32 protein-coding genes are annotated in these 23,471 nt (G+C 37.3%); 30 read left to right on the top strand and 2 right to left on the bottom strand.

What is annotated here, in order from left to right; genetic code table 11:
* Window positions 1-2: 2 nt before the first annotated feature.
* From KBP50_RS16615 to KBP50_RS16480, 30 genes are all read left to right on the top strand, one after another.
* Entirely contained in the window at window positions 3-368 is a 366-nt protein-coding gene (locus KBP50_RS16615; protein WP_050351554.1) for an HNH endonuclease, read from the top strand.
* Window positions 369-381: 13 nt separating this feature from the next.
* Window positions 382-519 (top strand): hypothetical protein, encoded by a 138-nt coding sequence (locus KBP50_RS16610; protein ID WP_157858460.1) that lies wholly within the window; start codon window positions 382-384, stop codon window positions 517-519.
* A 90-nt stretch (window positions 520-609) separates the two neighbouring features.
* Entirely contained in the window at window positions 610-1,107 is a 498-nt protein-coding gene (locus KBP50_RS16605) for a phage terminase small subunit P27 family (RefSeq protein ID WP_050351553.1), read from the top strand.
* 168 nt (window positions 1,108-1,275) lie between these two features.
* Complete coding sequence (locus tag KBP50_RS22530) at window positions 1,276-1,407, top strand: hypothetical protein (protein ID WP_269082666.1); 132 nt, start codon at window positions 1,276-1,278, stop codon at window positions 1,405-1,407.
* Window positions 1,408-1,475: 68 nt separating this feature from the next.
* Window positions 1,476-1,700, top strand: a complete 225-nt coding sequence (locus tag KBP50_RS16600; RefSeq protein WP_050351552.1) for a hypothetical protein — start codon at window positions 1,476-1,478, stop codon at window positions 1,698-1,700.
* Complete coding sequence (locus KBP50_RS16595) at window positions 1,697-3,424, top strand: terminase large subunit (protein WP_050351551.1); 1,728 nt, start codon at window positions 1,697-1,699, stop codon at window positions 3,422-3,424. Before KBP50_RS16600 ends, KBP50_RS16595 begins: the two co-directional genes overlap by 4 nt.
* An 11-nt stretch (window positions 3,425-3,435) precedes the next feature.
* Window positions 3,436-3,804, top strand: coding sequence for a hypothetical protein (locus tag KBP50_RS16590; protein WP_050351550.1), 369 nt, complete (start codon window positions 3,436-3,438; stop codon window positions 3,802-3,804).
* Complete coding sequence (locus KBP50_RS16585) at window positions 3,801-3,998, top strand: hypothetical protein (protein ID WP_050351549.1); 198 nt, start codon at window positions 3,801-3,803, stop codon at window positions 3,996-3,998. Before KBP50_RS16590 ends, KBP50_RS16585 begins: the two co-directional genes overlap by 4 nt.
* Window positions 3,999-4,004: 6 nt before the next feature.
* A complete protein-coding gene (locus KBP50_RS16580; RefSeq protein ID WP_050351548.1) occupies window positions 4,005-5,249 on the top strand; it encodes a phage portal protein in 1,245 nt (414 codons plus the stop codon).
* Window positions 5,212-5,802, top strand: coding sequence for an HK97 family phage prohead protease (locus KBP50_RS16575; RefSeq protein WP_050351547.1), 591 nt, complete (start codon window positions 5,212-5,214; stop codon window positions 5,800-5,802). Before KBP50_RS16580 ends, KBP50_RS16575 begins: the two co-directional genes overlap by 38 nt.
* An 11-nt stretch (window positions 5,803-5,813) precedes the next feature.
* The gene (locus tag KBP50_RS16570; RefSeq protein ID WP_050351546.1) at window positions 5,814-6,962 is read left to right on the top strand and encodes a phage major capsid protein; all 1,149 of its coding nucleotides are present in this window, start codon (window positions 5,814-5,816) and stop codon (window positions 6,960-6,962) included.
* 37 nt (window positions 6,963-6,999) lie between these two features.
* Window positions 7,000-7,311, top strand: coding sequence for a head-tail connector protein (locus KBP50_RS16565; protein ID WP_050351545.1), 312 nt, complete (start codon window positions 7,000-7,002; stop codon window positions 7,309-7,311).
* Entirely contained in the window at window positions 7,302-7,649 is a 348-nt protein-coding gene (locus tag KBP50_RS16560) for a phage head completion protein (RefSeq protein WP_050351544.1), read from the top strand. The genes KBP50_RS16565 and KBP50_RS16560 overlap by 10 nt, the downstream gene beginning before the upstream one ends.
* The gene (locus KBP50_RS16555; RefSeq protein ID WP_050351543.1) at window positions 7,646-8,041 is read left to right on the top strand and encodes an HK97-gp10 family putative phage morphogenesis protein; all 396 of its coding nucleotides are present in this window, start codon (window positions 7,646-7,648) and stop codon (window positions 8,039-8,041) included. Before KBP50_RS16560 ends, KBP50_RS16555 begins: the two co-directional genes overlap by 4 nt.
* Window positions 8,038-8,448, top strand: a complete 411-nt coding sequence (locus KBP50_RS16550) for a DUF3168 domain-containing protein (RefSeq protein WP_050351542.1) — start codon at window positions 8,038-8,040, stop codon at window positions 8,446-8,448. The genes KBP50_RS16555 and KBP50_RS16550 overlap by 4 nt, the downstream gene beginning before the upstream one ends.
* A 39-nt stretch (window positions 8,449-8,487) precedes the next feature.
* A complete protein-coding gene (locus tag KBP50_RS16545) occupies window positions 8,488-9,096 on the top strand; it encodes a major tail protein (RefSeq protein ID WP_050351541.1) in 609 nt (202 codons plus the stop codon).
* The gene (locus KBP50_RS16540) at window positions 9,096-9,671 is read left to right on the top strand and encodes a head fiber protein (protein WP_050351540.1); all 576 of its coding nucleotides are present in this window, start codon (window positions 9,096-9,098) and stop codon (window positions 9,669-9,671) included. The genes KBP50_RS16545 and KBP50_RS16540 overlap by 1 nt, the downstream gene beginning before the upstream one ends.
* Before the next feature lie 53 nt (window positions 9,672-9,724).
* Window positions 9,725-10,054, top strand: a complete 330-nt coding sequence (gene gpG, locus KBP50_RS16535; protein WP_050351539.1) for a phage tail assembly chaperone G — start codon at window positions 9,725-9,727, stop codon at window positions 10,052-10,054.
* Between the two features lie 14 nt (window positions 10,055-10,068).
* Window positions 10,069-10,266: a hypothetical protein gene (locus KBP50_RS16530; RefSeq protein ID WP_050351538.1), complete on the top strand. Its 198-nt coding sequence runs from the start codon at window positions 10,069-10,071 to the stop codon at window positions 10,264-10,266.
* Window positions 10,267-10,287: 21 nt separating this feature from the next.
* Complete coding sequence (locus KBP50_RS16525; protein ID WP_050351537.1) at window positions 10,288-14,232, top strand: phage tail tape measure protein; 3,945 nt, start codon at window positions 10,288-10,290, stop codon at window positions 14,230-14,232.
* Window positions 14,225-15,670 (top strand): distal tail protein Dit, encoded by a 1,446-nt coding sequence (locus KBP50_RS16520; RefSeq protein ID WP_050351536.1) that lies wholly within the window; start codon window positions 14,225-14,227, stop codon window positions 15,668-15,670. The genes KBP50_RS16525 and KBP50_RS16520 overlap by 8 nt, the downstream gene beginning before the upstream one ends.
* 8 nt (window positions 15,671-15,678) lie before the next feature.
* Window positions 15,679-18,975, top strand: a complete 3,297-nt coding sequence (locus KBP50_RS16515; RefSeq protein ID WP_210967594.1) for a phage tail spike protein — start codon at window positions 15,679-15,681, stop codon at window positions 18,973-18,975.
* 13 nt (window positions 18,976-18,988) lie between these two features.
* On the top strand, window positions 18,989-19,318 hold the full coding sequence (locus KBP50_RS16510; RefSeq protein ID WP_050351535.1) for a hypothetical protein: 330 nt from the start codon (window positions 18,989-18,991) through the stop codon (window positions 19,316-19,318).
* A complete protein-coding gene (locus KBP50_RS16505; protein ID WP_050351534.1) occupies window positions 19,311-19,496 on the top strand; it encodes a hypothetical protein in 186 nt (61 codons plus the stop codon). Before KBP50_RS16510 ends, KBP50_RS16505 begins: the two co-directional genes overlap by 8 nt.
* A 40-nt stretch (window positions 19,497-19,536) precedes the next feature.
* Window positions 19,537-19,818, top strand: coding sequence for a hypothetical protein (locus KBP50_RS16500; protein WP_050351533.1), 282 nt, complete (start codon window positions 19,537-19,539; stop codon window positions 19,816-19,818).
* 13 nt (window positions 19,819-19,831) lie between these two features.
* A complete protein-coding gene (locus tag KBP50_RS22525) occupies window positions 19,832-19,954 on the top strand; it encodes a hypothetical protein (protein ID WP_269082664.1) in 123 nt (40 codons plus the stop codon).
* Window positions 19,955-20,022: 68 nt separating this feature from the next.
* Window positions 20,023-20,412 carry a hypothetical protein gene (locus KBP50_RS16495; protein WP_050351532.1) on the top strand — a complete coding sequence of 130 codons (390 nt, stop codon included), beginning with the start codon at window positions 20,023-20,025 and terminating at the stop codon, window positions 20,410-20,412.
* A gap of 112 nt (window positions 20,413-20,524) precedes the next feature.
* The gene (locus tag KBP50_RS16490) at window positions 20,525-20,788 is read left to right on the top strand and encodes a phage holin (RefSeq protein WP_050349965.1); all 264 of its coding nucleotides are present in this window, start codon (window positions 20,525-20,527) and stop codon (window positions 20,786-20,788) included.
* 73 nt (window positions 20,789-20,861) lie between these two features.
* Entirely contained in the window at window positions 20,862-21,842 is a 981-nt protein-coding gene (locus tag KBP50_RS16485; protein WP_050351531.1) for an N-acetylmuramoyl-L-alanine amidase, read from the top strand.
* Between the two features lie 54 nt (window positions 21,843-21,896).
* Window positions 21,897-22,694 (top strand): hypothetical protein, encoded by a 798-nt coding sequence (locus KBP50_RS16480; protein WP_175609455.1) that lies wholly within the window; start codon window positions 21,897-21,899, stop codon window positions 22,692-22,694.
* Window positions 22,695-22,769: 75 nt separating this feature from the next.
* On the opposite strand, the gene KBP50_RS16475 is transcribed toward KBP50_RS16480, so the two are convergent.
* Entirely contained in the window at window positions 22,770-23,219 is a 450-nt protein-coding gene (locus tag KBP50_RS16475) for a helix-turn-helix domain-containing protein (RefSeq protein WP_076362126.1), read from the bottom strand.
* A gap of 12 nt (window positions 23,220-23,231) precedes the next feature.
* Window positions 23,232-23,447 carry a hypothetical protein gene (locus tag KBP50_RS16470; protein WP_050351529.1) on the bottom strand — a complete coding sequence of 72 codons (216 nt, stop codon included), beginning with the start codon at window positions 23,445-23,447 and terminating at the stop codon, window positions 23,232-23,234.
* Window positions 23,448-23,471 lie beyond the last annotated feature (24 nt).

Genomic DNA, 23,471 nt, shown 5'->3' with positions numbered 1-23,471 from the left:
ACATGAACATCAAGAAGCGTTGCGGTAAGATTGGATGCAAAGCTTTGATAGGGATTAAAGAAACATACTGTAGTCAACATAAGAACTATAATCACAAACGATATGAGCAGATAAGAACATCAACCGAAGAAGGAAGAGCATACAAAAGGTTTTACGATACGAAAGAATGGAAGTCATTACGCTATCAAGCTATGTTGCGTGATGGCTTTATTTGTGTTTGTTGCGGTAAGGAAGCAAAGGTGTGCGACCATATCATACCAACTAAGGTTAGATGGGATTTAAGACTGGATATAAATAATACACAATCATTATGCTTTGAGTGTCACAATAAGAAAACCAAACAAGACAAGATCAAATACAATCTATAGAGGAGTAGAAATCATGAACAATAAAGAAGTTGACATTGATAAATTTTATTTCGCTGTTATCGAAGAAGATAAAAACGGAAATATTGATTATAAAAATTTGAGAGAAGTAGAAATTAATCCCCCCATCGAAATTAACCCTTACGATAATTAAAAAATACAGGACGGTGCGCAGTTTTCTCTTTGAAAAATGCGATTATGAAAGTCAAATTTAGTCAAAGTAGAAATATAAGGTGGTGATCGTATGAGAGGGAAGCCAACAAGGGGGTTTTACAGTGAGGATGAACTAAAAAAACATAAAAAAGGCAAGGATTATGTTGCTAAAAAGCTTGCTGAACAAGAAACGTTAAATAATCACGAGCAATTACAGGCCGACCGCATACCTAGTCACCTTTGCTATTACGGAAAAAAAGAATGGAAACGAATTATACCGTTGTTAAAAGAACTTCCGATAGCTGAATTGGATAGAGAACTAATCGAAACGTATTGTATGCTTCACGGCTCTAGGCGACGGTTAGAAAAAGATATACAAAAACACGGTGAAACTATAGAAATCTATAATGAAGATGGAGAATTGACAGGAATTAAGAAAAATCCATCTTACGACATGTTGCTTTCTACTGTTAAAGAATTGCGAATGATCGCTAATCAGTTAGGCATGACAATGAATAGTAGATTAGATTTGGCGGTACCTGAACAAGAAAAAGAAGAAGATGAGATATTAAAATTGTTGAAGGGGTGAATGTTATCAAATGTTTAAAGGTAAAGCTAGATGTGATTATTGTTCAAAGATTACCAAGATAGATTTTAAAGAAAAAAGCACCTGAACGAAGTGGAAGAAACATATTTCAAATGTGAACATTGTCATCATAGATATGTTTGTTTTGTTACGGATAAAAAGGTGCGAAAAATGCAACGTAAGAAGAGAAATCTTAAAGGTCATTATAATATTCAAAAACGGTTGGATTTGCAGGAAGAAATCAACCAGCGAATGACTAAATTGAAACATAATCTTATTAATTTTGGTCGTGCTGACATTTAATATATAACTTATTTAAAACACTTACTATTGTAGGTGTTTTTTATTATGCCAGAAAGGAGACGCAAAACATGAATGTATATGCGCAAAGTATACAAAGGGAATTTTTAGAAATGTACGCAGATAATAGAATATACGATATTGTAAAAACGAACTCTTATAATATTGATTTTACAATCATTGTAGACGGGAGTCATATGAAATCCAACTTAAGAATTGGGTATGATGGAGATTTGTCTTTTGATACTGCAGAAAAGCTTATTAAAAATAAATTTTCCGATGTGAATGAAGAATGACGTTTAATGACCCGGGCATTAGATACGCTAAAAAAGTGGTAAATGGAGAAATTACGGCTGGTAAAAAAGTAATAAAAGCCTGTAAGCGGCATTTGAGAGATTTAGAAAACGATAAATTAAACTATGTTTATTTACCTGAAAGAGCTGAAATTGCAGTTAAGTTTATGGAGATATTACCGGATATATCTACTGGTAAACCTGTAAAACTTGCAGAATTTCAGCTTTTTATTGTTTATTCGTTATTTGGCTGGTACCGAAAAGACAACAATGCACTACGCAGATTTAATAAAGCGTTGATTAGCATGGCTCGTAAAAACGGTAAATCAGCATTAATATCTGGTATTGCTATATTTGAATTTTTGGCTGGTAAATATCCGTTACAAAATAGGCAAATTTACTGTACAGCGCAATCAAGGGAACAGGCATCTATTGTGTTTGACATGGTTGTGCAGCGACTTGATGGTTTACTGGCGCAATCAGAAGCAATAAGGAAATCAGTTCGTAAAGTGCGAAACGAAATCAATCATAATCCATCTTACAGCGTATTAAAACCACTAAGTAAAGACACGGGGAATATAAACGGACTAGCTCCAACGCTATCTATATTAGACGAATACGGGGCTAGTAAAGATAACTCCATGATGGAAGTTCTGGAATCTGGTTCTATGTTGCAACCAAACATGCTCACATTGATAATATCAACTGCTTATTTTGATTTAAATAGTCCTATGTATGCCCAAGAGTATAAATACGGAGAAAAGATACTTAACGGAGATGAGAAGGACGACAACTATTTTGTTTTGGTGTACGAACAAGATGACGAAGAAGAAATTTACGATGAAAGCAGCTGGATTAAAAGCAATCCACTCCTTGAAGTCGAATCCATAAAAGAAACGCTGATTAGAAACCTAAGAAAAAGATTCAAAGAAGCAGTTGCTAAAAATGATTTACTAGGACTGATAGTAAAGAATTTCAACATGTGGAAGCAGGCTGCTGAAAATTCATTCCTACCAGTAAAAGAATGGCGAGCTTGTGAAACGGAACCAATAAATAAGTATGGTCGCGATGTATTTTTGGGATTGGACTTATCAAGAACGGATGACTTGACCGCATTGTATGAGATATATCCAATAGAAAACCAAAAGTTTTGGATTGATGGACATTCATTTGTTGCAACTGTGGGAGGTTTAGAAGCGAAAACAAAACGAGATAAAATTGATTATGAAATGTTAATCGAAAAAGGGTATGCTACCAAAACGGATTTGAAAAGTGGTTTTATAAACATAACTCAAATCGTCCATTATGCAGCTGATTTAATCACAAGATACAATTTAAGCGTTCAAGCATTTTGCTACGATAGTTGGCATATCGCTAATTTTATTAGCGAATGGGAGAAAAATTATCCTAATTTAGAAATGCCATTCATCGAAGTGCCGCAGAATTATAAATTTTTATCCGAACCCATCAAACAATTTAGGATGGGTGTATACGAAAGGAAAATACTGCATAGCAATAATCCATTACTTAACATCGCTGTCAATAATGCAGTTATTAAATACGATAATAATCGAAATATGATGCTGGACAAGCAGAAAAACAGAGAAAAGATCGATCCAATTGTGGCGGTTATTACGGGGTTTGCAGAAGCGAAAGACTATGAGTATCAAGGCATGGATATAAAGCAGATTGAAGCTTATATATTAAGTGATGATTTTGGATTTTAAGGAGGGAGAAAATGAAATTACAGTTAGCAAACAGGAGTATTTATAACTGTTTGGAGTTGGCGGCGGCTAAAAGAGAATACATTGAAATTGAATTACGTCACAGAAAGTTAGGGAAAACCACAGCACTCATCCAATTCGCTAAAGAAAATGGATATGTTGTTTTAGTTGGTAGTGTGGCAGAAGCTAAAGTTCTTATAAGAGAATATGGATATCGATTAATAAAATCTATTAATAGTAATTTAGACGGCTATCCTTTCTTTGTTTTCGACGAAACAGCTCCACGTGAAAAGATTGAAGCAATGAAAGAAGATGGTCAAATTATTATCACTGGATTTTTACGAGCGGAAGATTTTTATGGTGAACAGGCGGTGAACAAATGAATATAAACAAATTGAACGAGACCATTAAACAGATAGGTCTTTTTTTGTGGCTGAATTTAACGGGTTTATTATTCTTAATTGGATTAGGAACTATTGTATATGGGTTTTATCGTATCAACTTAACGGCAGGCGTGTTTGCTCTAGGAACTGTGACTATCCTTATCGCTCTCATTTTAGCTAAAGAAAGGGGGTGATGGTAGTTGCGTATATTCTCAACTGGTAGCGAAAAAAGAGAATTTACTCAAGAGGAAGCTGACCTTTTAATAAGCATGCTCCCTGGATTTGGCGGAACAAGTACAACCTTTGCATCTGCAAAGTCGATAGAAAATAGTGATGTTTTTACTGTCATCAATTTATTAGCAAGTGATGTAGCATCTTTGGATATTGACATGACCAAAAACGAAATAGTTCAGTCAAATGAAGTGGCAAACCTTTTTAATATAAATCCTAATGGCTTGTATTCTGGTGGCACACTTAAATTCATCATTACGGCTAATGCTTTGTTGAATGGCGAATCTTTTTGCGAGATAATTCGAGGAAAAAACAACAAAGTAATTGCTTTATATCACTTAAGAAATTCGCAAGTTGTTATCAAACAAGATGCAGAAACTAATTATAAGCTTGTTTATGACGTGTCGGACGATAAAGGAAAGATTAGAAGAATAAAACCAGCTGACATCCTGCATTTTAAGTTCTTTACTCTTGATGGTATACGGGGTGTAAGTCCATTAAAATCTCTGAAAGATGATCTTTCCATGCAAAAAGATAGCAAACGATTCCTTGCAAACTTCTTTAAGAATGATACGCAAACTGGCGGCATCCTAAAAATGAAGCACGGGAGACTATCAAAAGAAGCAAGAGACAAAATAAAAAGAGAATGGCAGGAATCCAATGCGGGCGTTGATAACGCTCATAAAGTTTTAGTTATTGATGAAACCTTTGAGTATGAACCTATTGAGGTGGATACAGAGGTTTTAAAACTCATTAACGCCAGCACATTTAGCACAGAGACGATTGGAAAAGTATACCGAATTCCACGGCATAAATTAGGGCTTGAAACGTCCAACATGTCATTAGCTCAAGCGAATCTTGATTATCTTACATCTACACTCAATAGTTATTTAAAAGTAATTACCAATGAGTTGAATTATAAGCTAAGCACTGATTATAAAAGTAAATTTCAATTCGATACTTCGCCATTTAAAACTATAGATGTTGAAACGCATACCAAGTTAACGCTCGAAAAAGTGGATAAAGGAATTATTAGCTTAGATGAGGCTAGGAAGCGACTTGGAGAGGAGCCGAGAAATGACGAACTTGGTAATAAGCATTTTATCAGCTTGAACTATACAACTCTTGATCAAATCGAGGAATACCAAATGTTAAAGGCTAAGGGAGGTGGTAAAAGTGGACAAAACGGAACAAAGGGAACTGATGACGAATAAAATTGAAATTCGAGAAGATGATGACGGTACCCGAACCCTATCGGGATATGCCGTAAAGTGGGAAAAGAAATCACAAGTGTTGGGATTATATTACAAGTTCCGCGAACAATTTAAGAGCGGGGCTTTTTTAAATTCTCTTAATAATGATGATCAGCGCTTTCTGTGGTCACATGACACGGGAAAAGTTTTAGGCAGAACTAAAAATAACACTTTGCGATTAAAAGAAGATGATGTGGGGTTGCGTTTTGAATTAGATTTACCTAACACAACGCTAGGCAACGACACTTACGAATCTATAAAACGCGGCGATGTGGACGGGGTTAGCTTCGGTTTTAGGGTAGAAGATGATGAAATAGAAGAACCCGAAGATGATTTACCGTTGCGTACTGTGAAAAAAGCTAAGCTGTTAGAGGTATCAGCCGTTGCTTTCCCGGCTTACCCAGACAGCGAAGTCAGCGCAAGAGGATATGACCCCATTAAACAACATGACAATGAATTAAGGACTTATAAAGCTGAACAATCAGCAAAAATAAAAATTTTAATGGAACTTTAGGAGGACATGAAATGAACAGATTAGAAGAAATTAACAAACGTCTAGAAGAAATTAGAGGGATGTTGGAAGATGATGAAAAACGAGGAGATACTAAGTTTTCTGACCTTGAAAAGGAAGTTCGTGAATTAAAAGAAGAAAAAGTAGAAATTGAAGCAAAACAACGTATGCTTGATGACGAAGAAGAAAAAGAAGACCGCACTCTTATAGAGCAAGCTCATCAAGGTGGCGAAGAAATACGCACTATTCAGCCAAATGACGAACAACGCGAAGCCTTTCAAAAGTATCTCGAAACACGAGAAATTGATGGCGGGGCACTTAAAACTGATTCTGGTTTCGTTGTTATTCCGGAACAAGTTGTAACGGAAATTATGAAACTCAAAGAAATGGAATTTAACCTTGACCAATATGTAACAGTTAAGTCTGTTGGTTATGGTAGTGGTAAATATCCTGTTATTCGTCAGTCAGAAGTAGCCGCATTACCAGAAGTGGCAGAACTTGAAGAAAACCCCAAGCTAGCAGTAAAGCCTTTCTACAACTTGGGGTATGACATTAAAACTTACCGTGGTTATTTCCTAGTGTCTCGTGAAGCTATTGAAGATGCGGCGGTAAATGTTTTAGCCGAATTAATGACATGGATGGCTCGCACGATCGCATCTACTCGCAATGCAGCTATTGTAAAAGCTATTAAAGAAGGTACACCGGGAGAAGAAGGTAAAACACTTAAACTTCAAACTATCCAAGCTAGCGGTATTGACGGTATTAAGGACGCTGTTAACCTTAATCTAAAGCCAAACTACGAGCACAATGTGGCAATTGTTTCCCAAACGGCATTTGCCGAACTGGATAAAATGAAAGATAACGAAGGGAATTACTTACTTCAAAAGGATGTAAAAGAGCCTACGCAAAAACGCTTGCTTGGTGCGCAAGTAGTTGTGTTGCCTGATGAAATGTTAGGAGAAAAGCCGGGTAAAACAATCATCATCGGAAACTTAAAAGATGCTATTGTACTGTTTGATCGCAGTCAATATCAAGCAGCTTGGATAAACTACATGCAGTATGGAGAAGCTTTAATGGTGGCGGTGCGTCAAGATGTGCGTATTTTGGATGAAAAATCTGCTATCGTTATTGACTTCGGCGGTGGTGCAGGAGTAGAGGGATAAGAGATAATGCTTATCCTTCCTTTTTAGGAGTGATTATATGCTTGATTTAGATCGTATAAAAGGGCATTTGAGAATCCCACACAACCTAGAAGATACCGAAATACAGGATTATCTTGACTTTGCCAAACAAGATGTGATTGAAGCCGTTTTTGATAGTCAAGACCCGAACCTTGATATGCCTAAGCTGGAAGAAGATAAACTATACCAAAGGGCGGTTATCATGCTGACGACTTACTATTACGAAAATAGGATGGCTATTTCGGAGGTTAGTCAGCACGAATCGCCTTTTTCTGTTACACATGCAATACAGACATTACGTGCGCATAGGGATAGATACTTATGCGACTAAATAATATGAGGTTTAACTTTTCTAAGTTGAATAATCCTATATGGATTTATGAGGTTAAGTCAGTTATTGAAAATGGAATACCCCAAAAGCCTAAGCCTGTGTTGTTCTTGGAGTGTTTTGCGCATGTTGAATCTGTTAGCCTTAAAGATTATCAAAACAGTGCACAATTAGGCACACAACATCAAATGAAGGTGTTTATACGTAATTATCATGGCATTACTAACAAAATGATAATTGAGGATATAAATAAACAATCTTATAAAATTGAACAGGTGCTATATGACTATCGACAAAGCGGTTTTACTATATTGATAGCCGAGGAGGTCAGTAGGTCTTGAGTGTAAAAATCGAAGGGTTAAGAGAATTAATATCCAATTTAGCTAAAAAAGAAGATGATATTATTCGTGCGGCTAAACAGGGTAATTTAGCAGGTGGAAAAGCAGTTGTGGAAGAATTGAAACGCAATGTACCGCAAAGTGGTTACAACGGACCTAATCCACAAACAAGATTAGTGGATGCTGTTGTAATGAGCGGCAACCGAACTGATAAAGGATCAGAAGAAAGTTATGTCGCTGTAGGTTTTAATAAATCAGCAAACTTTAGGGCGCACATTCCAGAGTTTGGCTCTATATCGCAAGCCCCACAAGGGTATATGATCAAAACCGTACAAGCCACAGAAGGAAAAGTGGCTAAAGAAATGGCTGATGCTATTAAGAAGGTGTTGCGATGAGTGAGGTAAAAGGTTTATATGATATAGATTCATTGGATATAGCTTATCAATTATTAATCAACAATGAAGAATTAATGGGATTGGCTGGTAGTCCTGACAAAGTATTTAAGTATCATGTGCCCGAAGAACATCGAGAAAAATCACCTATCATAAGATTACACCCAATATCGGAGTTGCCAACAGAATACGCTGACAATCAGCAACTAGGATGGGATTGCATCTTACAAATAGACGTGTGGGATAGTCAAAATGCAAGAAAAATAGCTCTAAAGATAAACGAGCTGATGAAAACTATTGATTTTAAACAAAGTACGCCTACTTACGAATTTGATGAGGAAACTTATTTAATTCGTGACGGTAGGCGATACAGGGGAACAATTTTAGCGGATAAAGACTTACAAGAGTAGGTCTTTTTTTAATGCAATAAATTAAAAAGGAGAATGAAAATGGCTGAGGAAACTAAGAAAAACCGAAGTGCAACAGTTGGTATAGATAAATTTTATTATGCAGTTTTACAAAGTGATACAGAAGAATCGGTGGTTTATGAAAAAGAGGTCAGATTACCTTTTGTGCAGAACGTTAACATTGAAACAGAACAGGAAATCGCAAAGGCATTTGGTGATAATAAGGTTGCGGAGATGGCTGTTTCTACAGGTGTGTCTACTGTGGAATTTCAATTCCACGCTTTACCTTTAGAAGATCGAGTGGCTTTATTGGGATTGGAAGATGAAGACGGTCTGGTTATCCAACGGTCACAAGTCAACCCACCATATGTTGCTGTTGTGCTAGAAAAAACAAAAGGAGACGGTTCGGCGGAACTTGTCGGACTTACTAAAGGCATGTTTACATTACCGCCCACTGAAGCACAGACAAAGGAAGATTCGCTGGAATTTGGAAGTGACACTATTAGCGGAGAGTTTTCCAGTCGTGTATATGATGATGCTGCACAAGTATTTGCTCATGTCAAAAAAGGAGACGAAACCATAAGGCAAAAGTTTATGAATAAGGTATTTAGACCAGCGGAACAAGCCGAACAAGGAGGTGTTGAAGGGTAATGGCGTATTTTATAGCGAAAGTATCAGAAGCGGTTGAAGCTTATAGGTTATTAAATCTAACAAACACCGATACCGGAGCAGTATTATCTATCGCCAAAGCTGGCGATACACCAGAATTTCACTCCACGAGAAAGTTAACAGCTAATGAAAACGTAAGTGTTAATGCTGCTGGGAAAAAATCATGGCAAGTTGAAGCAGGAGAAGCGATTAAAGAAGGTTCCTTTGTTGATGTAGGTGCAGGTGGGACTGTAGTTAACGCTACAAACGGAGAGGGAATTGGTTATGTTACTAATACCGTTAAAGTTGGTCAATTGGCAAATCTCGTATTAGCTTCCACTGGTGGAGGAAAAGGTCCAAAAGGTGACCCGGGGAAAAAAGGAGATCCTGGGAAGTCAGCGTATCAAATAGCGGTTGATAATGGTTTTGAAGGAACGGAAGCCGAGTGGTTGGCATCTTTGAAAGGTCCAAAAGGCGAAAAAGGAAATCCGGGCGAAAAAGGGGACCCGGGTCCTACGCAATTTACAACAGAAGAAGTAACCAAACTCAAAGAATTAATTCAACCAGCCGGAGAGTAGAGCGATCTACTCTCTTTTTTATACTTAAATAATTTGATTAGAGGTGTTTGAAAATGAAATATTATGACGAAAAAACCAAAAGCCTAACCCTTGTGACGGGTGTTAAAGGAAAAGAGCTTGAAACTAAAACATATCAATATCCTTTTTTCGTTAAAGGAATTTTCACTAAAAAAGCAATAGATTTGGGAGCAGAACTCGAAAAGAATGGTTATGCAGTACGAGCGGATATGTTTGACCGTTTGACCAATTTCGCGGTTGAACTTTACGGAAAACGTTTTGATCAAGATGATCTGGTCAACGGGATAGACTCAAGAAACATCGTTGAAACCTATCTATCTATAATAATGGGCGTTTTACAAGGCGATACGTCAAAAAACGAGTAGACGGCGAAGAGGGTTTGAGCGATGAAGATTTTAGTTTTGTAAAACAGAAAGAATTTATTGATGATCTTTTCGCCGATTTACTAAAACGATATACATTACCAGAAATATATGAAATGGACATTTTAGAGCTGTTAAGGCTGACAAATAAAAAGACAACCAAGAAAAAAGAGTCTAAGAAAACAGATTCTCTTTTTGCGGCATTTGGAAAATAAACAAAGAAAGGAGGTTACTGTATGGCAATTGGTGGCACTCCTGTGGGTAATATGGTCATTAAAGTTGACCTTGATAGCACAGGCGTAGAGAAGTCCATGACAGGGTTGCAAAGACAACTTAAGTCATCCAACAAAGCTATGGGAGCCCAACTTTCTGCATTTGATCGTGGCGAAAAATCGTCAAAAAAATATGGTGTGATGATCGAAGGATTAACCAATAGACACCGCATTCAAGCCCGTATGGTTGAAGAAGCTAGAAAGAAATACCAATCCATGGCTAATGAATATGGGGAAAACAGCGTAAAAGCACAAAAGGCATCGCAAGAGCTCAACGAACAGATAGCACTATATCAAGAAACAGGGCGAGAATTAGATAAAGTTAGTGCTGAATTTAAAGATTTCCAACGAATGCAAGATATGCAGTCTAAAGGTTGGTATAAAGTCGCTGACGGAATGGTTCAAACTGGAACGAAAATGCAAGCCGTAGGACGCCAGATGACAGACTTTGGTAAAGGATACACGATGAAGGTAACTACTCCGATCGTTGCAGGGGGAGTAGCGGCTTTTAAGATGGCAAGTGACTTTGAAAGTGCATTTGCTGGAGTTAGGAAGACAGTAGATGCAAGCGAGAAGGAATATAAAAAGCTGGAAACTGGTATTAGAAATATGGCTAAAGAATTACCGGTAGCAGCAACAGATATTGCGGCGGTCGCCGAAAGTGCAGGTCAACTTGGGATAGAAAATAAGAGTATTCTCAAGTTTACAAAAACTGTTATCGATCTAGGTGAAGCTACTAATATGACAAGAGAGCAGGCAGCAACAGAGTTTGCTAGATTTGCAAATATTGTTAACATGAGCCAAAAGGACTTTGATCGACTAGGATCGTCTGTTGTCTCTCTGGGTAATAATATGGCTACAACAGAATCTGAAATCATGTCCATGGCAATGCGTTTAGCCGCCCAAGGTGCACAAGTTGGGATGACAGAAGCACAAATCATGGCTTTGTCAGCAACGATGTCCAGTCTAGGAATAGAAGCAGAAGCGGGCGGAACAGCCATGACCACAGTTCTCAAGAAAATTGATAAGGCTGTTGGTGACGGCGGAAAGTCACTGCAAGGGTTTGCGAATGCTGCAGGTGTATCATCGTCCGATTTTGCTAAAGCATGGAAAAAAGACCCGGTTACCGCACTTGATATGTTTATCAAGGGACTCGATAAGTCATCAAAAGAAGGAAAAAATTTAACTACAATCCTATCTGATTTGGGCATCAAAGGTATACGTGAAGCAGATACTATTTTGAGAATGGCTGGAGCTAGTGACCTACTTTCAGAAGCTGTGGACAATTCAACTACGGCATGGGAAGAAAACAGTGCATTAACAAAAGAAGCAGAACAACGATACAAAACAACGGAATCACAAATGAAAATCTTAATGAACCGAATAAAAGATATTGGCATTACCCTAGGTGCTGCCTTGATACCCGCTGTTTTAGATGCATTAGAAGCGGCTGAACCGTTTATTAAAAAGATAGAAGACGGTGCTCAAGCATTCAGTGAAATGGAAAAAAGCCAGCAACAAACCATTTTAAAATTAATAGCTTTAACGGCTGCTGTCGGTCCTGCCGCAATTGGTTTAGGACAAGTATCGATGGGAATTGGCGGCATTTTAAAGGTTAGTGGAAATCTCACAAAAACACTTGGTAAAGCAGGTGGAACTGGAACGTTGGGTGCAATTTCTGGTTTATCAAGAGCGGGCGTTGTTGGTTTAGCAATTGCGGGAGTAGTTGGGCTTTCTGCAGCGATTTATAAGTTTCGCCAGAAGTCAAAAGAAACCGAAGAAGTAAATATCGATCTTGCTAAGTCATTAAGCGATCAGGCTAGTAGCCTTGAAAGTAGTGTGGAGATATTTGATAAATTGTCTGGAAAAGCAAAAATAAGTAACGATGAACTCGCTAGGCTTAACGACTTAAATATCCGTATATCTCAATCTAGCAATCCAGGTGAAATCGCCGAGTTGCAAAAACAGTATGATTTTCTCGCCCAAAAATCAGGGTTATCAAAAGATGAGCTTGAGAAATTGTTTAAAGCAAATGAAGACATTATTAAACAGTCACCAGATGTTAAAACGCAAGTAAGCGAACAAGGTAATGCCTTTGCTAGAAATACAGATGAAGTAAAGAAACAAATCCAGGCACTTAGGGATTTATCGGAATCTCAAATAAAAGGTGAACGAGCGAAGCTACTAGATCAAGAAACTGAGGCGCGCAAAAGAATAAATGAACAAACCGATTTACTCGAAAAGAAAGAGCAACGTTTAGGTTTTCTTTACGAAAATCAAAATATGTCTAAAGGAAAAATTGAACAAAGGGTTTCTGAAATTAACGAAAAAATAAAAGCTGGCAATTTAACAGAAGAAGAGAGTTGGCTTTTAGATCAAGAGCGTACTGACTTATTAAATATCAAGAATGGAAAAATTGGAGAAACTGTAGAAAAACTACAAGGTGAATCCAAAGAAATTCAAAAATCTATTGATAAAGAGCAAGAGAAGATTGATAAATTAGAAGCAACAAATCAACAGTTAGCCAATATATATCTGAAAAACGTTGGTATTAACGAAGAAGGTAATAAAGGTTTATTAGCTTTAGATCAATCTATTATCAAGAACAATCAAGAAATAGAAAAACTACTGCAAAAGAAGCAAAAGACCGGAGAATTAACTCAGGAAGAACAAAATCGGTTAACTAAGCTACAAGAAACCACTCAACAACAAGAGGAACAAAAGCTGAAGATTTTTGAAGAATTAGGTCTTTACAACAACATTAACTCCCTGTTGGATACCAAGCTCTCTAAGTTATCGCAAACAAAGCAAAGAAAGATTGAAGACTTAGCCAAAACGGCGGAAATCAAAGCAGAAGAAGGAAACATTGTAAAGCAGATACAAAATAAAAACAATAAGCTTTTAGAGACAAGGAAACAGTTAGTAAAAAATTTAGAAAAAGAAGGGGCAAACAAGCAAGAAATCAGGAATCAAATCTCTGAACTTGATACTAAGATTGGCAAAAATGACGACGTGCTTGTAAAGATTCTTAAAGAAGCTGACTTGTGGGATGAAGTTAAAGATGAAATAAACCTAGGCTCTAAAGCGATTGATAATCAAGGCGGGAAGATCGACAATAACAACAAAAAAACAGATGCAGGAATTAAAAAAGAAGAAAAGAGAACCAAAGAAGCTAGTAAAGACGTTACTAAAGAAGTTAAGGTCACAGACATGCGTACCATTTACGACCTAAATAAACGCGCGATAGAAATGATTAAAAAGCCTGTCAAAGTAGATGATAAGGGGTCTATTGCGAGTTTAAACAAAAAAGCAGAAAACCCTGTTACTAAAGTTATTAATTTTGTGGGCAAGGGATTAAGTAAGCTAAAGTTTTGGGCAAAAGGTACACCACCAAGCGGGCACCCTGGAGGACATGCGGTGCTTGGGGACGGTAAAGGTTTTAATGCTGGCAGCGAGTTAGCGCGATTACCCAACGGTAAGATGTTTTTAAGTGCTGATAAACCTACGTTTTACCCTAACCTACCAAAGGGTACGCACGTATTACCTGCAAGAGAGACTAAGCGCATCTTAAAATCAGCACCAATGCGGTATGCGCAAGGTACTAAGAATTGGCAAAGTCTCGTAGAGCCAAGCAGACTAAGAAATAATGAGTTTATGGCATTGTTGGCTTTAAATGCTAAAGATAGTAAAACAACGGTTGAGGTTCCTATTCAAAATCCAAGTAGAAATGATAAAGACTACACCAAGGACTTACTAGATGCAACATTAGAGCAAAACAATATTCTAATGCAGATACTTGCTAAGGATAATAATGTGTATTTGGATAGTAGATCACTAGGTAGAGGCATAGAACCAACTGTAACAGAAATACAAAAAAGGAATAAGAGAGTGAGGGATAGTTTTGCCTAAGAAATCATTTACTTTTAACGGAATAAGAAAACCATGGTTGCACATGACAAGAGGCAGAACGAAACCTCTTTTTACTCCTGTGCAAAGGAATATATTGACTGTACCTGGAATGTCGGGAGGGCATTTGTCGTCAACTGAAATAGAACCTATATCGTTTATTCAGCCGATTGCTTACGTTGTTAAAGACGACAACCATGCACTACGAATTAAAGATGAATTAGCCGAGTGGTTAATAACGGATAAGCCAGCACCTTTGCAATTTGATGATGAGCCAGGGCGCACTTATTATGCTATAGTGCAAAATACAATTGAGGATTTTGAACGAATAGCTGTTTTAAGACAGGGCGCTATAAATTTCCTTTGCCTTGACCCTTTTTCATATGAAGAAGAACAAACTAAAACTTTTACATCTGACATGCTTACATTATCGTACAATGGTACAGCACCAGCATCACCGATTTTCGAGTTGGAGGTATTAAAACCTGTTACCTTTGCTATGGTGCAGAATCAATTTGAAGAATATCAATTGATTGGAACCCCTTTAGAAGCTGATATGGAAACAGTAGATACTAGGAAATTACTCATCGAAGAACGAGGGGAAACATTAGATACATGGAGCAATACCCCTACTAAAGTAGATGGTGGCGTAGTAGCTGGTAGACTAAGCACAGATAATGATGGTATTACTGTGCCAAGTTACGGACCGGATACAAATAATTGGCACGGTCCGGCGCTAATTAAAGAAATATCCCCATCACAAGACTTTGAAATTGAAATGATGGTTGAAGGAGAAACTGGCAAACCGGATCAAACTTACCGAATTGAATTTTATGCTTATGATGAAAACATGAACGTACTTGGAAAAATGGCTCTACTAGATAAAAGTTTAGGTATAAACAATAAAATTGCTGAGGGGCGTATCGGAGGATATGAAGGCAGGCAACAAAATTATTTAATAAGCTCACAAAATTATAGTTATGGATGGCCTTTTTTCTTCGGCATGTTACGTTTGCGTAGGATTGGTAACCAATTCGAATTTTATGTAACACGAGTGGCCAATAATACAAAGCACGTTTTTAGTTTGAAAAAGTTATTTACCGATAACAACAATGAGTACATGGGTAAATTACGATATGTACAAATACACATCGGTAAATGGGCGGATTCGGCTAGAGCTTACGCACCTAAAATCTTGCATATAAAAGTGTTTAAACTAGCGCAAGAAACGGTCGATCAAACGCCATATATCGCTAATCCGGGCGATAAAATAACACTTGATAACTTTAACAAGGAAATATTATTAAACGGCGAAGACTCGAAGAACCTAAAAGATTTCGGAGGTTCTTTTTTTAATTTACACAAAGGCGATAACCAACTAGTAGTACATCCATCTAACAGTTTTAAAGCAACAGCTAAATGGCGTAATAGATATAGGTAGGTGATAAAGTGATACACATTATAGATAAGCAATCAGATGAGATAGTTGGCATCATTCCTCCCAATGAATTTTGGGATGATAATTATCACAGATCATTAGAGACAACCGCGGAAACGTTTGAATTTACAACATTTGCTGATCGTGATTATTCGGAGTATTTGACTGGACGTAATAAAGTCATCATTCCCGATGAGGACAACGGATTTCGGGAATTAACAATTTGGCAAGCGGAAAAGATTCACGAGCACAGCAAACATATCGTCGTATTTACCAAAGCCAGTTACAATGACTTACGTAAAGCTCAAGTAATCAAACCACAAACGTTAAAAAGCCAATCGGCAAGTACCGCGGCAGCTACTGTTTTAAGGAAAACGGAATGGATCGTGGGGCTTGTTGAAGGTAAAGGTTCTCGAACAATTCACGTCGAAAAACATACCGATCCTTATTCAATGTTAAAACGTATAGCAACCGAATTTGATCTCGAATTAAATTTCCGCGTAGAAACAAAAGGTAATAAAATTACTGGTCGTTACGTTGACTTAGTCCAACAAATTGGACAATGGCGGGGACGTGAAATCGAGTTTGGAAAAGACTTACTAAGCATCAGACGTATTGAGGACACGGACAATATTTATACAGCGCTTATTGGTCTTGGTCCAGAAAAAGATGGGAGACGCAAAGAGGTATTAGTTGAAAACTTTGACGCACTCCAACGATGGGGCAGACGTGACCCTGTCACTGGTGAGTTACGCCATATAATCGGTACCTATGAGCCACAGTCAGATGACCAAGATATGACCGATAAGCGATTGTACACGTTGACCGAAAACGAATTAGAAAAACGTATAAATGAAATTATTGAGTACGAAACGGAAATAGCCGACCTTGAACACGTGCCTGGCATGGAAAACGAAAAAATACGCCTTGGTGATACGTTAAAAATTAAAGATACGAAATTTAACCCTCCCCTTTACGTACAAGCGAGGGTTTTTGAAGTTAACGGAAGTATTAAAGAGCGTGGTAAAAAGAACGTCAAGCTAGGTGATTTTACCGAGTACACAGAGCAGGAAGTACAAGCGGTATGGAAATCGTTACAAGACGAAATAAAGCGAAGCCTTGCTCGTATGTTGAGCGTTAATGTCGTATCAAGTGCAGGTACCGTATTTAAAAACGGTATAGGTAGTACGGAGTTAACTGCCGTTGTCTATAACCAAGGAAACGAGATGGACAAAGACGGAGAAACATATAACTATACATGGACTAAATACGATAAGCACGGTAATCTCTTGGGTGAGTGGTCAATGAGCGGAAAAACCATAAACGTTAAAGCAACCGACATCGACGAAAAAGCCATGTATGCATGTGAGGTTGTATTTCAAGATGTCGCTGTGTTGGGATATGTGACGTTAACTAACGTATTTGACGGTGTGGATGGAGAGCCCGGAATACCCGGACCACCGGGGAAAAACGGACAAACTCTTTATACATGGCATAAATACGCAGACGATGAACAAGGAAACGGCATGTCTGATTATCCAAATGGCAAAGCTTATATAGGTATGGCTTATAACAAAGAATCACCTATTAAAAGCACCAATCCCGATGATTATGAATGGTCAAAGTATAGGGGAGATCAAGGTGTGCCGGGACCGCCGGGAGAAGATGGAAATCCTAATTACACTTGGGTAAAATATGCGGATGATGAAAAGGGTAATGGCATGGCTGATAGACCGGATGGTAAGCGATACTTAGGACTTGCCTACAACAAGACCACGCAAACCGAAAGCACTAACCCGTCTGATTATAATTGGAGTCCTTTATATGATAATGTGCAGGTTGGCGGCAGGAATTTATTTGTAATAAAAGACGCTCTAGTGAATAGTGTGTTTAAATGGGCAGACGGAGAAGTGGCGACCGAAACAGATAGTTTGGTTAGTGGGTTTATAGAGGTTTTAGCCAACGAAAACATTATTTGTAACTATACTATAAGTCAAATTATGTTTTACGATAAGGATAAGGTCTATATAGGCACTTATCGTGATGGCGAATTAGTGCCTGTAGGTGGTCGAACTAGACCAACTGATAAAATGACTGTACCTAATAAACAAAGTATAGCTTATATGAGAGTGTCTTTTAGGGACGGGTTTTTAGAAGACGCTAGTGTAGAAGGCAAGAAAGTAAAACTCGAAAAAGGCAACGTAGAAACCGACTGGTCACCAGCACCCGAGGACGAACGAGCCTACGCAGAATATGTCGCTCAACTGAAAGCAGATTTAGCCGAAGAAGAAGCTAAGGCACACGCTGATGGTAAGGTAACGGCAGAAGAACAGGCTCGTATCGACCAAGCTAGACGCAATTTAGAAGAAGCGAAACAGCACGCTAATGATGTATCAAGTGAAGCCGAAACTAACGCTAAAGATCACGCTGATAAGGTGTCAAAAGAAAAAGCTGAAGAAGCACGTAGGCAGGCGGAAGCATTTGCGGAAAACGCAAGCAACATTAAAAAAGGGATTATTGATGTTGGGTCTGTACCTATACGTACTGCTGCTAATGGTGCACGTATACAGTGGGACGGCACAAATGGTTTAGTGCAATATGATAGTAAAGGTAATCCAGTATCATGGCTTGATTTAAAAGGTAACTCGCGTTTTGTTAATGCGTATTTAAGCGGTGAGATACACGCTAAACGAGGTGTACTTGGTGATGGTAACGTCATTATAGACGATAAAGGCGTTAGAATTGTACGACCAGACGGCGCAATCGCAATGCAAAACGGGTTGTCTAACAATGACCATCCGGTTTTTAGCAGTGACCCTCACTACATGACTGGTGGAAGGGTTAAACGATCTGGTGTCAGATTTGAAGCCTTTAGACCAGGGGGCACATATATCCATAATGCAACACAAATATATGGAGGCGTTAAAGGATCTCTTGACGGGCGAGGTCTAGACGGAAGTCTAGAAGATTATGAAGATGTTAGGGATGGAATTAGAGCGGTGGCTTTTAATAAATACGAGTTTACGCACTCGGCTCGGTATTTAGTTTTCCGATTTAGAAAATATGCAGGTGCGAAATTTAGTGTACACGTGATGAAAAACACTAGCGATAATATAAATGATAGGTTGTATTTCGAATTACTAGAAAAAGACGTAGAAGGGTTAAAAAACTTTATCGTGGACTTAGGTGTACCTCAATACAATACAAGAGTTGTAACCTTTAAAATAGGCTGGACTAGTAGTTGGGGCAACAGAATGGAAAATATGAGGTTTGTAATGGAAAAAGTTTATCTAACTGACTTTGTGTAAAGGAGTGATCATATTGGATATTAAAATCTATGATAACAACGATACTGGTAATCGTATAAAAGTATTTTTTGCGGTAAATGATCAAAATATAGTAGATAGCGTAACAGTAGGCAACAGTGCAGTGCCAATGCGCAAAGGATTTCAATTTTACGTTGATGATTATATCGCTAGTCAGATTGATAAGACGGAGCTTGCGCTAACTGGTGGGTACCCGTCATTAGTAGTAAGAGAAGGGGAAGAGATAGAGATACCGACAGAAGAGCAAGAAAAGCAAAAAGAAATTGAGGAATTAGAACGAAAGCTAAAAGAATTGCGAGGGGAGGAAGATGTCCCAAATGAATGACTACTTACAAGGCTTTAATGACGGGTATAAAAAAGCGATGGAGCAACAAAACGAAAACACTGAAATGATAGTTTATATAGACGGTAGAAAAATAGCGAGAACAGCAGAAGAATTAGAACCGCAAATCGCTTTATTACAAGAAAAGAAAAAGAGAACAGAAAAATCTTTCCGCGCCTAAAGGCGTTATTTTTTTATGTCGGGAATACAGGGAGGTTAACATGGGTGACAAAGAACAGTGGTACAATAACCAACAATTATTCGAGCAGATAAATGCTATGAGTAAAGATTTTGTGGGCTTGCGCCACGAAATGCAAGAAACTCGTAATATGATAAAAAAATATAACGGATTACGAGAGAAAATAGATGTGGTCGAAGGCAAAGTCAAAAAAATAGAAGCTATAACAGAAGGTAAAAAAACATTTGCAGAAGCTATTCGCCTATGGGGTGGATGGCTTTTTGCTTTGATTACTTTAGCAGTATTACTTGTTGATAAATTTTAAGGAGGAATTGAAAATGGAAGAAAGAGTGAAAGAGTTAGAAAATAAAGTAGCTAAGTTAGAAAGCGAGATTAATCAACTGAGAAAAGAGCTAAAGTTTTATGTTGATGGGGTAGTCGCGGGTATTATGAAAAATTAAATGAATTAATATAAATTACACCTCTTCTCCGATTTATAGTAGAATATTTTGGGGAGGGAGGTGTAAAAATGGATAGAAAAGAAATTGCTGACAAGATCAGACAAAGTATAATTGACAAAGATAAAGAATTAATAGTTGATACTGTCGACAAATTGAAAGATAGTATAGCTAGATTTTACATTCATGATGTTGCTTTAAAGGCAAAATACCCTGAATTATCATGGAAAATCACAACTGAACCAGAAGGCATTAAGTTTAATTACAAAAACACATCATTAATAGTTTTGTTAAATCAAGAAGACTATAAAATTACAGTATCTAAGAAAACTGCAGATGACGAGACTGTATTGGATGAAATAGTTGCTAATAACGGGAAATTAACCTGTCATGACGGCGAATTCAATATTGATGAGGTAGACGATTACTTAGCAAAATGTTTTGCAACTTTATTAGATTAAATGGAAGCACTCCGAATGGAGTGCTTCTTTAATTTTACAATATAACTGTTTAAACGGCTAGTCCAATCGGGCAAGCCGTTTTTTAATTATTTTATATCAAGGAGGAATTATTGTGAAAATCAATTGGAAAGTAAGAGCAAAGAAGAAATCATTTTGGCTGGCTTTAGTTCCTGCAATTGTATTATTGATACAAATTGTAGGTAATTGGTTTGGATATGATATTGCAGCAGAATTAATTAATGCAGAAGCTGCAAAATTTATCAATGCGGTTTTTGCTGTTCTAGTTATTTTGGGTATTGTAAATGACCCTACTACCAAAGGATTAAGCGATAGTAAGCAAGCTAGGCACTACAAAAAGCCTAGAGACAATGCTTAATAAGGTAAATAACGTTGATTAAGGCGCTCATTCGTGAGTGCCTTTTTTATATAAAAATAAAGGAGAGATCAATATGGTGAAAAAAGTAGCATGGGGTGCAGGTCACGGAATTCATACACCGGGTAAACGTACACCAGACGGTGAAAGAGAGTGGTCATTTAATAATATCGTTGTAACAGAAGGAATAGCATATTTAGAAAACAATTATGATGATGTTGAGGTTTTACGTCTTGATGACCCAACAGGCAAACGTGACGTACCATTGCAAGAGCGTACAGATAAAGCAAATGCTTACGATGCTGATGTTTACGTTTCTACGCATCATAATGCCAATACAGGTAAATGGGGTTCTTGGACGGGCACAGAAACGTATACGTATTTAGGCAACCATCCAAGCACTGAGCAACTTGCCAGTAAAGTGCATAAACGTATCGTTAACGCTTATGGTTTAAGAGATAGAGGTCTGAAAAAGGCTGACTTTCATGTGCTTCGTGAAACAAAAATGGACGCCATTCTGACTGAGGGCGGCTACATGGATTCAATTATTGATATTAAGAAGTTACGTGATGACGAAGTATTGAAAAAAGCTGGACGGGCTATAGCTGATGGTATTGCTGATTTTCTTAATTTAGAGCTTAAAAAAGGTGGCTCTAAACCAAGTAAACCAGCACCTGAGCCTAAACCATCTAAAAAATATAAAAGTGTTGTTGATTATATGAAAGATCATAAGATGGATGCTAGTTTTAACAACCGTAAAAGATTAGCTGAAAAGTACGGCATTAAAAATTATCGTGGTACGGCTAGCCAAAACGTTACGTTGTTAAATAAATTGCAGGGTCGATTTGTTAAATCTACCGCATCCAGCAAGCCAAAACCTAAATCCTTTAAAGTCGGCCAGAAAGTCACTGTAAAAAAATCAGCCAGCAAATTTGCTACAGGTGAGTCTATTGCAAGCTTTGTTAAGGGTAATAGCTATAAGGTTAAACAGGTTAAATCAGATCGTGTGCTACTTGATGGTATTATGTCTTGGGTGCGTAAGAAAGACGTGTATTAATGTTAAAAAAAGTAGAAGGAACTGATTCAGTTCCTTCTGGTTATGTTACCGTAATTGCATGATATAATAAAAGATATGATTAAAAAGGAAGGTGAACTAAAAATGGTTGGTGAAGGTATTTTTCCTGAAGCAATATTAAAACTTAGAGATTCTATTACCAAAATGTTTTCAGTTATAGAAGACATATCTAAAAATCCTATTCTAGAAATTGATCCATCAGAGTTTGAGCCAGCGCAATATGAGATTTTAAAGAATATTGATGAAGAAATAAAAAGACAAGAATTAAATTATTGGTGTATTGATGAGGATGTATTAAATCATTTTTATGATGTTCAAGAAATAAATGATTCTAATTTAACAGATTACGTTCAAGAACATTTAGATGAGATTATACATAGCTTGTTAGAAGAACCTTTATTTCAACTTCATGAAAGTTTAATTAAAGAAACTGAAGAAGCTTTTAAAAATAAATATTATAAACTCTGTCTTTTTCCACTTTTCACCTTATTCGAACAGGTCATAGTATCTTGGTATTATAACCAATTAGAAAGTGGTGCTCCACAAAAAACGAAAACGAAAGATAGAAATTTTAAAAACAAAATAACAGTGGATGAGAATATTGAAGAAGACATATTAATTATTTTCGCCCGTTCAATTGTAAGAATGTATAAAAAAACGTTTGATAAGTTTGGAAACGAACCAAGCAAAGGTTTACAAAGAAACGCTATGTTTCATGGATATTATTTTTACGATGAAATTGGTAAAAGACATATTCTTCAATTATTCCAATTGTTGAAAGCTTCAACTGTATTGAAGTTCGTTGATAAGAAATTTGTGCTTAAATCTAATTAGTATATATTAGGAAATGAATTCATAAGCACTTAGTACATACTCAAGCCTACTCTCTTTATTGGGGTAGTCTTGAATTTACTTATTAAGTGTCCTCTTGTCGATTATCCACGTCTTACCGATTTTCTTAGCTGTTATTTTCCCTTCAGCGCAGTGGTTTTTTACTGTTCCCGGCGATAGATTGAGTATCTCTGCAGCTTCTTCCACTCCGATCATATTGTTAAGTGCGTCTTGCTCGCTGTAATAAGCTTGTAAATATTGCGGATTAAGGTCCTCATTGTTAAATTCTGATTCATCCATGTCTGCAAGAATCTCTTGAAACATGTTAAACAGTTCCATTTCGTCCCGACCAAACTGTGGAGCGTACTCCATAAGTTCGGCATGTATTTTTTCAAAAGCCATAGCAGGCTTCTTGCTAAAACGTGTCATATGCTTTTGAGATATAGACGGCTTACCACTTTCGAATACTTTGTTGCTAAGGACATTTGCTATTGCTAACAAACGCCCAAATTTTTGATCTCTATTCATGTTAATCCCTCCTTAATTTCCATAAGCTAATTTTAATGAGTTGTAAGCGAGTTGGTAAACAGTAGCATTAGGATTCTTTTCGTATAGTTCCATTCCTAAGTCTGTAATACCTTCTAAATTTTCAACGATAAAGTCCGACATTCTTTGCTTCCCTTTTAACACCTTACCGTCAATTACAATTGGAGCAGTTTCTATTTTAATGATTTCTTGTTTGATTTTATTTCTCATTTTATTTTCCCCCAGTGCGTTATC

Origin of the sequence: Virgibacillus pantothenticus (assembly GCF_018075365.1) — a bacterium.
GTDB lineage: Bacteria > Bacillota > Bacilli > Bacillales > Amphibacillaceae > Virgibacillus > Virgibacillus pantothenticus.
The sequence above is the reverse complement of the archived record's forward strand: the minus strand, read 5'-3'. Positions and strand labels throughout refer to the sequence as shown.

What these genes read in the sequence shown, in the direction of transcription:
- KBP50_RS16615 (WP_050351554.1), top strand. Translation starts at nt 3, where the DNA reads ATGAACATCAAGAAGCGTTGCGGTAAGATTGGATGCAAAGCTTTGATA.
- KBP50_RS16610 (WP_157858460.1), top strand. Translation starts at nt 382, where the DNA reads ATGAACAATAAAGAAGTTGACATTGATAAATTTTATTTCGCTGTTATC.
- KBP50_RS16605 (WP_050351553.1), top strand. Translation starts at nt 610, where the DNA reads ATGAGAGGGAAGCCAACAAGGGGGTTTTACAGTGAGGATGAACTAAAA.
- KBP50_RS22530 (WP_269082666.1), top strand. Translation starts at nt 1,276, where the DNA reads ATGCAACGTAAGAAGAGAAATCTTAAAGGTCATTATAATATTCAAAAA.
- KBP50_RS16600 (WP_050351552.1), top strand. Translation starts at nt 1,476, where the DNA reads ATGAATGTATATGCGCAAAGTATACAAAGGGAATTTTTAGAAATGTAC.
- KBP50_RS16595 (WP_050351551.1), top strand. Translation starts at nt 1,697, where the DNA reads ATGACGTTTAATGACCCGGGCATTAGATACGCTAAAAAAGTGGTAAAT.
- KBP50_RS16590 (WP_050351550.1), top strand. Translation starts at nt 3,436, where the DNA reads ATGAAATTACAGTTAGCAAACAGGAGTATTTATAACTGTTTGGAGTTG.
- KBP50_RS16585 (WP_050351549.1), top strand. Translation starts at nt 3,801, where the DNA reads ATGAATATAAACAAATTGAACGAGACCATTAAACAGATAGGTCTTTTT.
- KBP50_RS16570 (WP_050351546.1), top strand. Translation starts at nt 5,814, where the DNA reads ATGAACAGATTAGAAGAAATTAACAAACGTCTAGAAGAAATTAGAGGG.
- KBP50_RS16565 (WP_050351545.1), top strand. Translation starts at nt 7,000, where the DNA reads ATGCTTGATTTAGATCGTATAAAAGGGCATTTGAGAATCCCACACAAC.
- KBP50_RS16560 (WP_050351544.1), top strand. Translation starts at nt 7,302, where the DNA reads ATGCGACTAAATAATATGAGGTTTAACTTTTCTAAGTTGAATAATCCT.
- KBP50_RS16550 (WP_050351542.1), top strand. Translation starts at nt 8,038, where the DNA reads ATGAGTGAGGTAAAAGGTTTATATGATATAGATTCATTGGATATAGCT.
- KBP50_RS16545 (WP_050351541.1), top strand. Translation starts at nt 8,488, where the DNA reads ATGGCTGAGGAAACTAAGAAAAACCGAAGTGCAACAGTTGGTATAGAT.
- KBP50_RS16540 (WP_050351540.1), top strand. Translation starts at nt 9,096, where the DNA reads ATGGCGTATTTTATAGCGAAAGTATCAGAAGCGGTTGAAGCTTATAGG.
- gpG (WP_050351539.1), top strand. Translation starts at nt 9,725, where the DNA reads ATGAAATATTATGACGAAAAAACCAAAAGCCTAACCCTTGTGACGGGT.
- KBP50_RS16525 (WP_050351537.1), top strand. Translation starts at nt 10,288, where the DNA reads ATGGCAATTGGTGGCACTCCTGTGGGTAATATGGTCATTAAAGTTGAC.
- KBP50_RS16505 (WP_050351534.1), top strand. Translation starts at nt 19,311, where the DNA reads ATGAATGACTACTTACAAGGCTTTAATGACGGGTATAAAAAAGCGATG.
- KBP50_RS16500 (WP_050351533.1), top strand. Translation starts at nt 19,537, where the DNA reads ATGGGTGACAAAGAACAGTGGTACAATAACCAACAATTATTCGAGCAG.
- KBP50_RS22525 (WP_269082664.1), top strand. Translation starts at nt 19,832, where the DNA reads ATGGAAGAAAGAGTGAAAGAGTTAGAAAATAAAGTAGCTAAGTTAGAA.
- KBP50_RS16495 (WP_050351532.1), top strand. Translation starts at nt 20,023, where the DNA reads ATGGATAGAAAAGAAATTGCTGACAAGATCAGACAAAGTATAATTGAC.
- KBP50_RS16485 (WP_050351531.1), top strand. Translation starts at nt 20,862, where the DNA reads ATGGTGAAAAAAGTAGCATGGGGTGCAGGTCACGGAATTCATACACCG.
- KBP50_RS16475 (WP_076362126.1), bottom strand. Translation starts at nt 23,219, where the DNA reads ATGAATAGAGATCAAAAATTTGGGCGTTTGTTAGCAATAGCAAATGTC.
- KBP50_RS16470 (WP_050351529.1), bottom strand. Translation starts at nt 23,447, where the DNA reads ATGAGAAATAAAATCAAACAAGAAATCATTAAAATAGAAACTGCTCCA.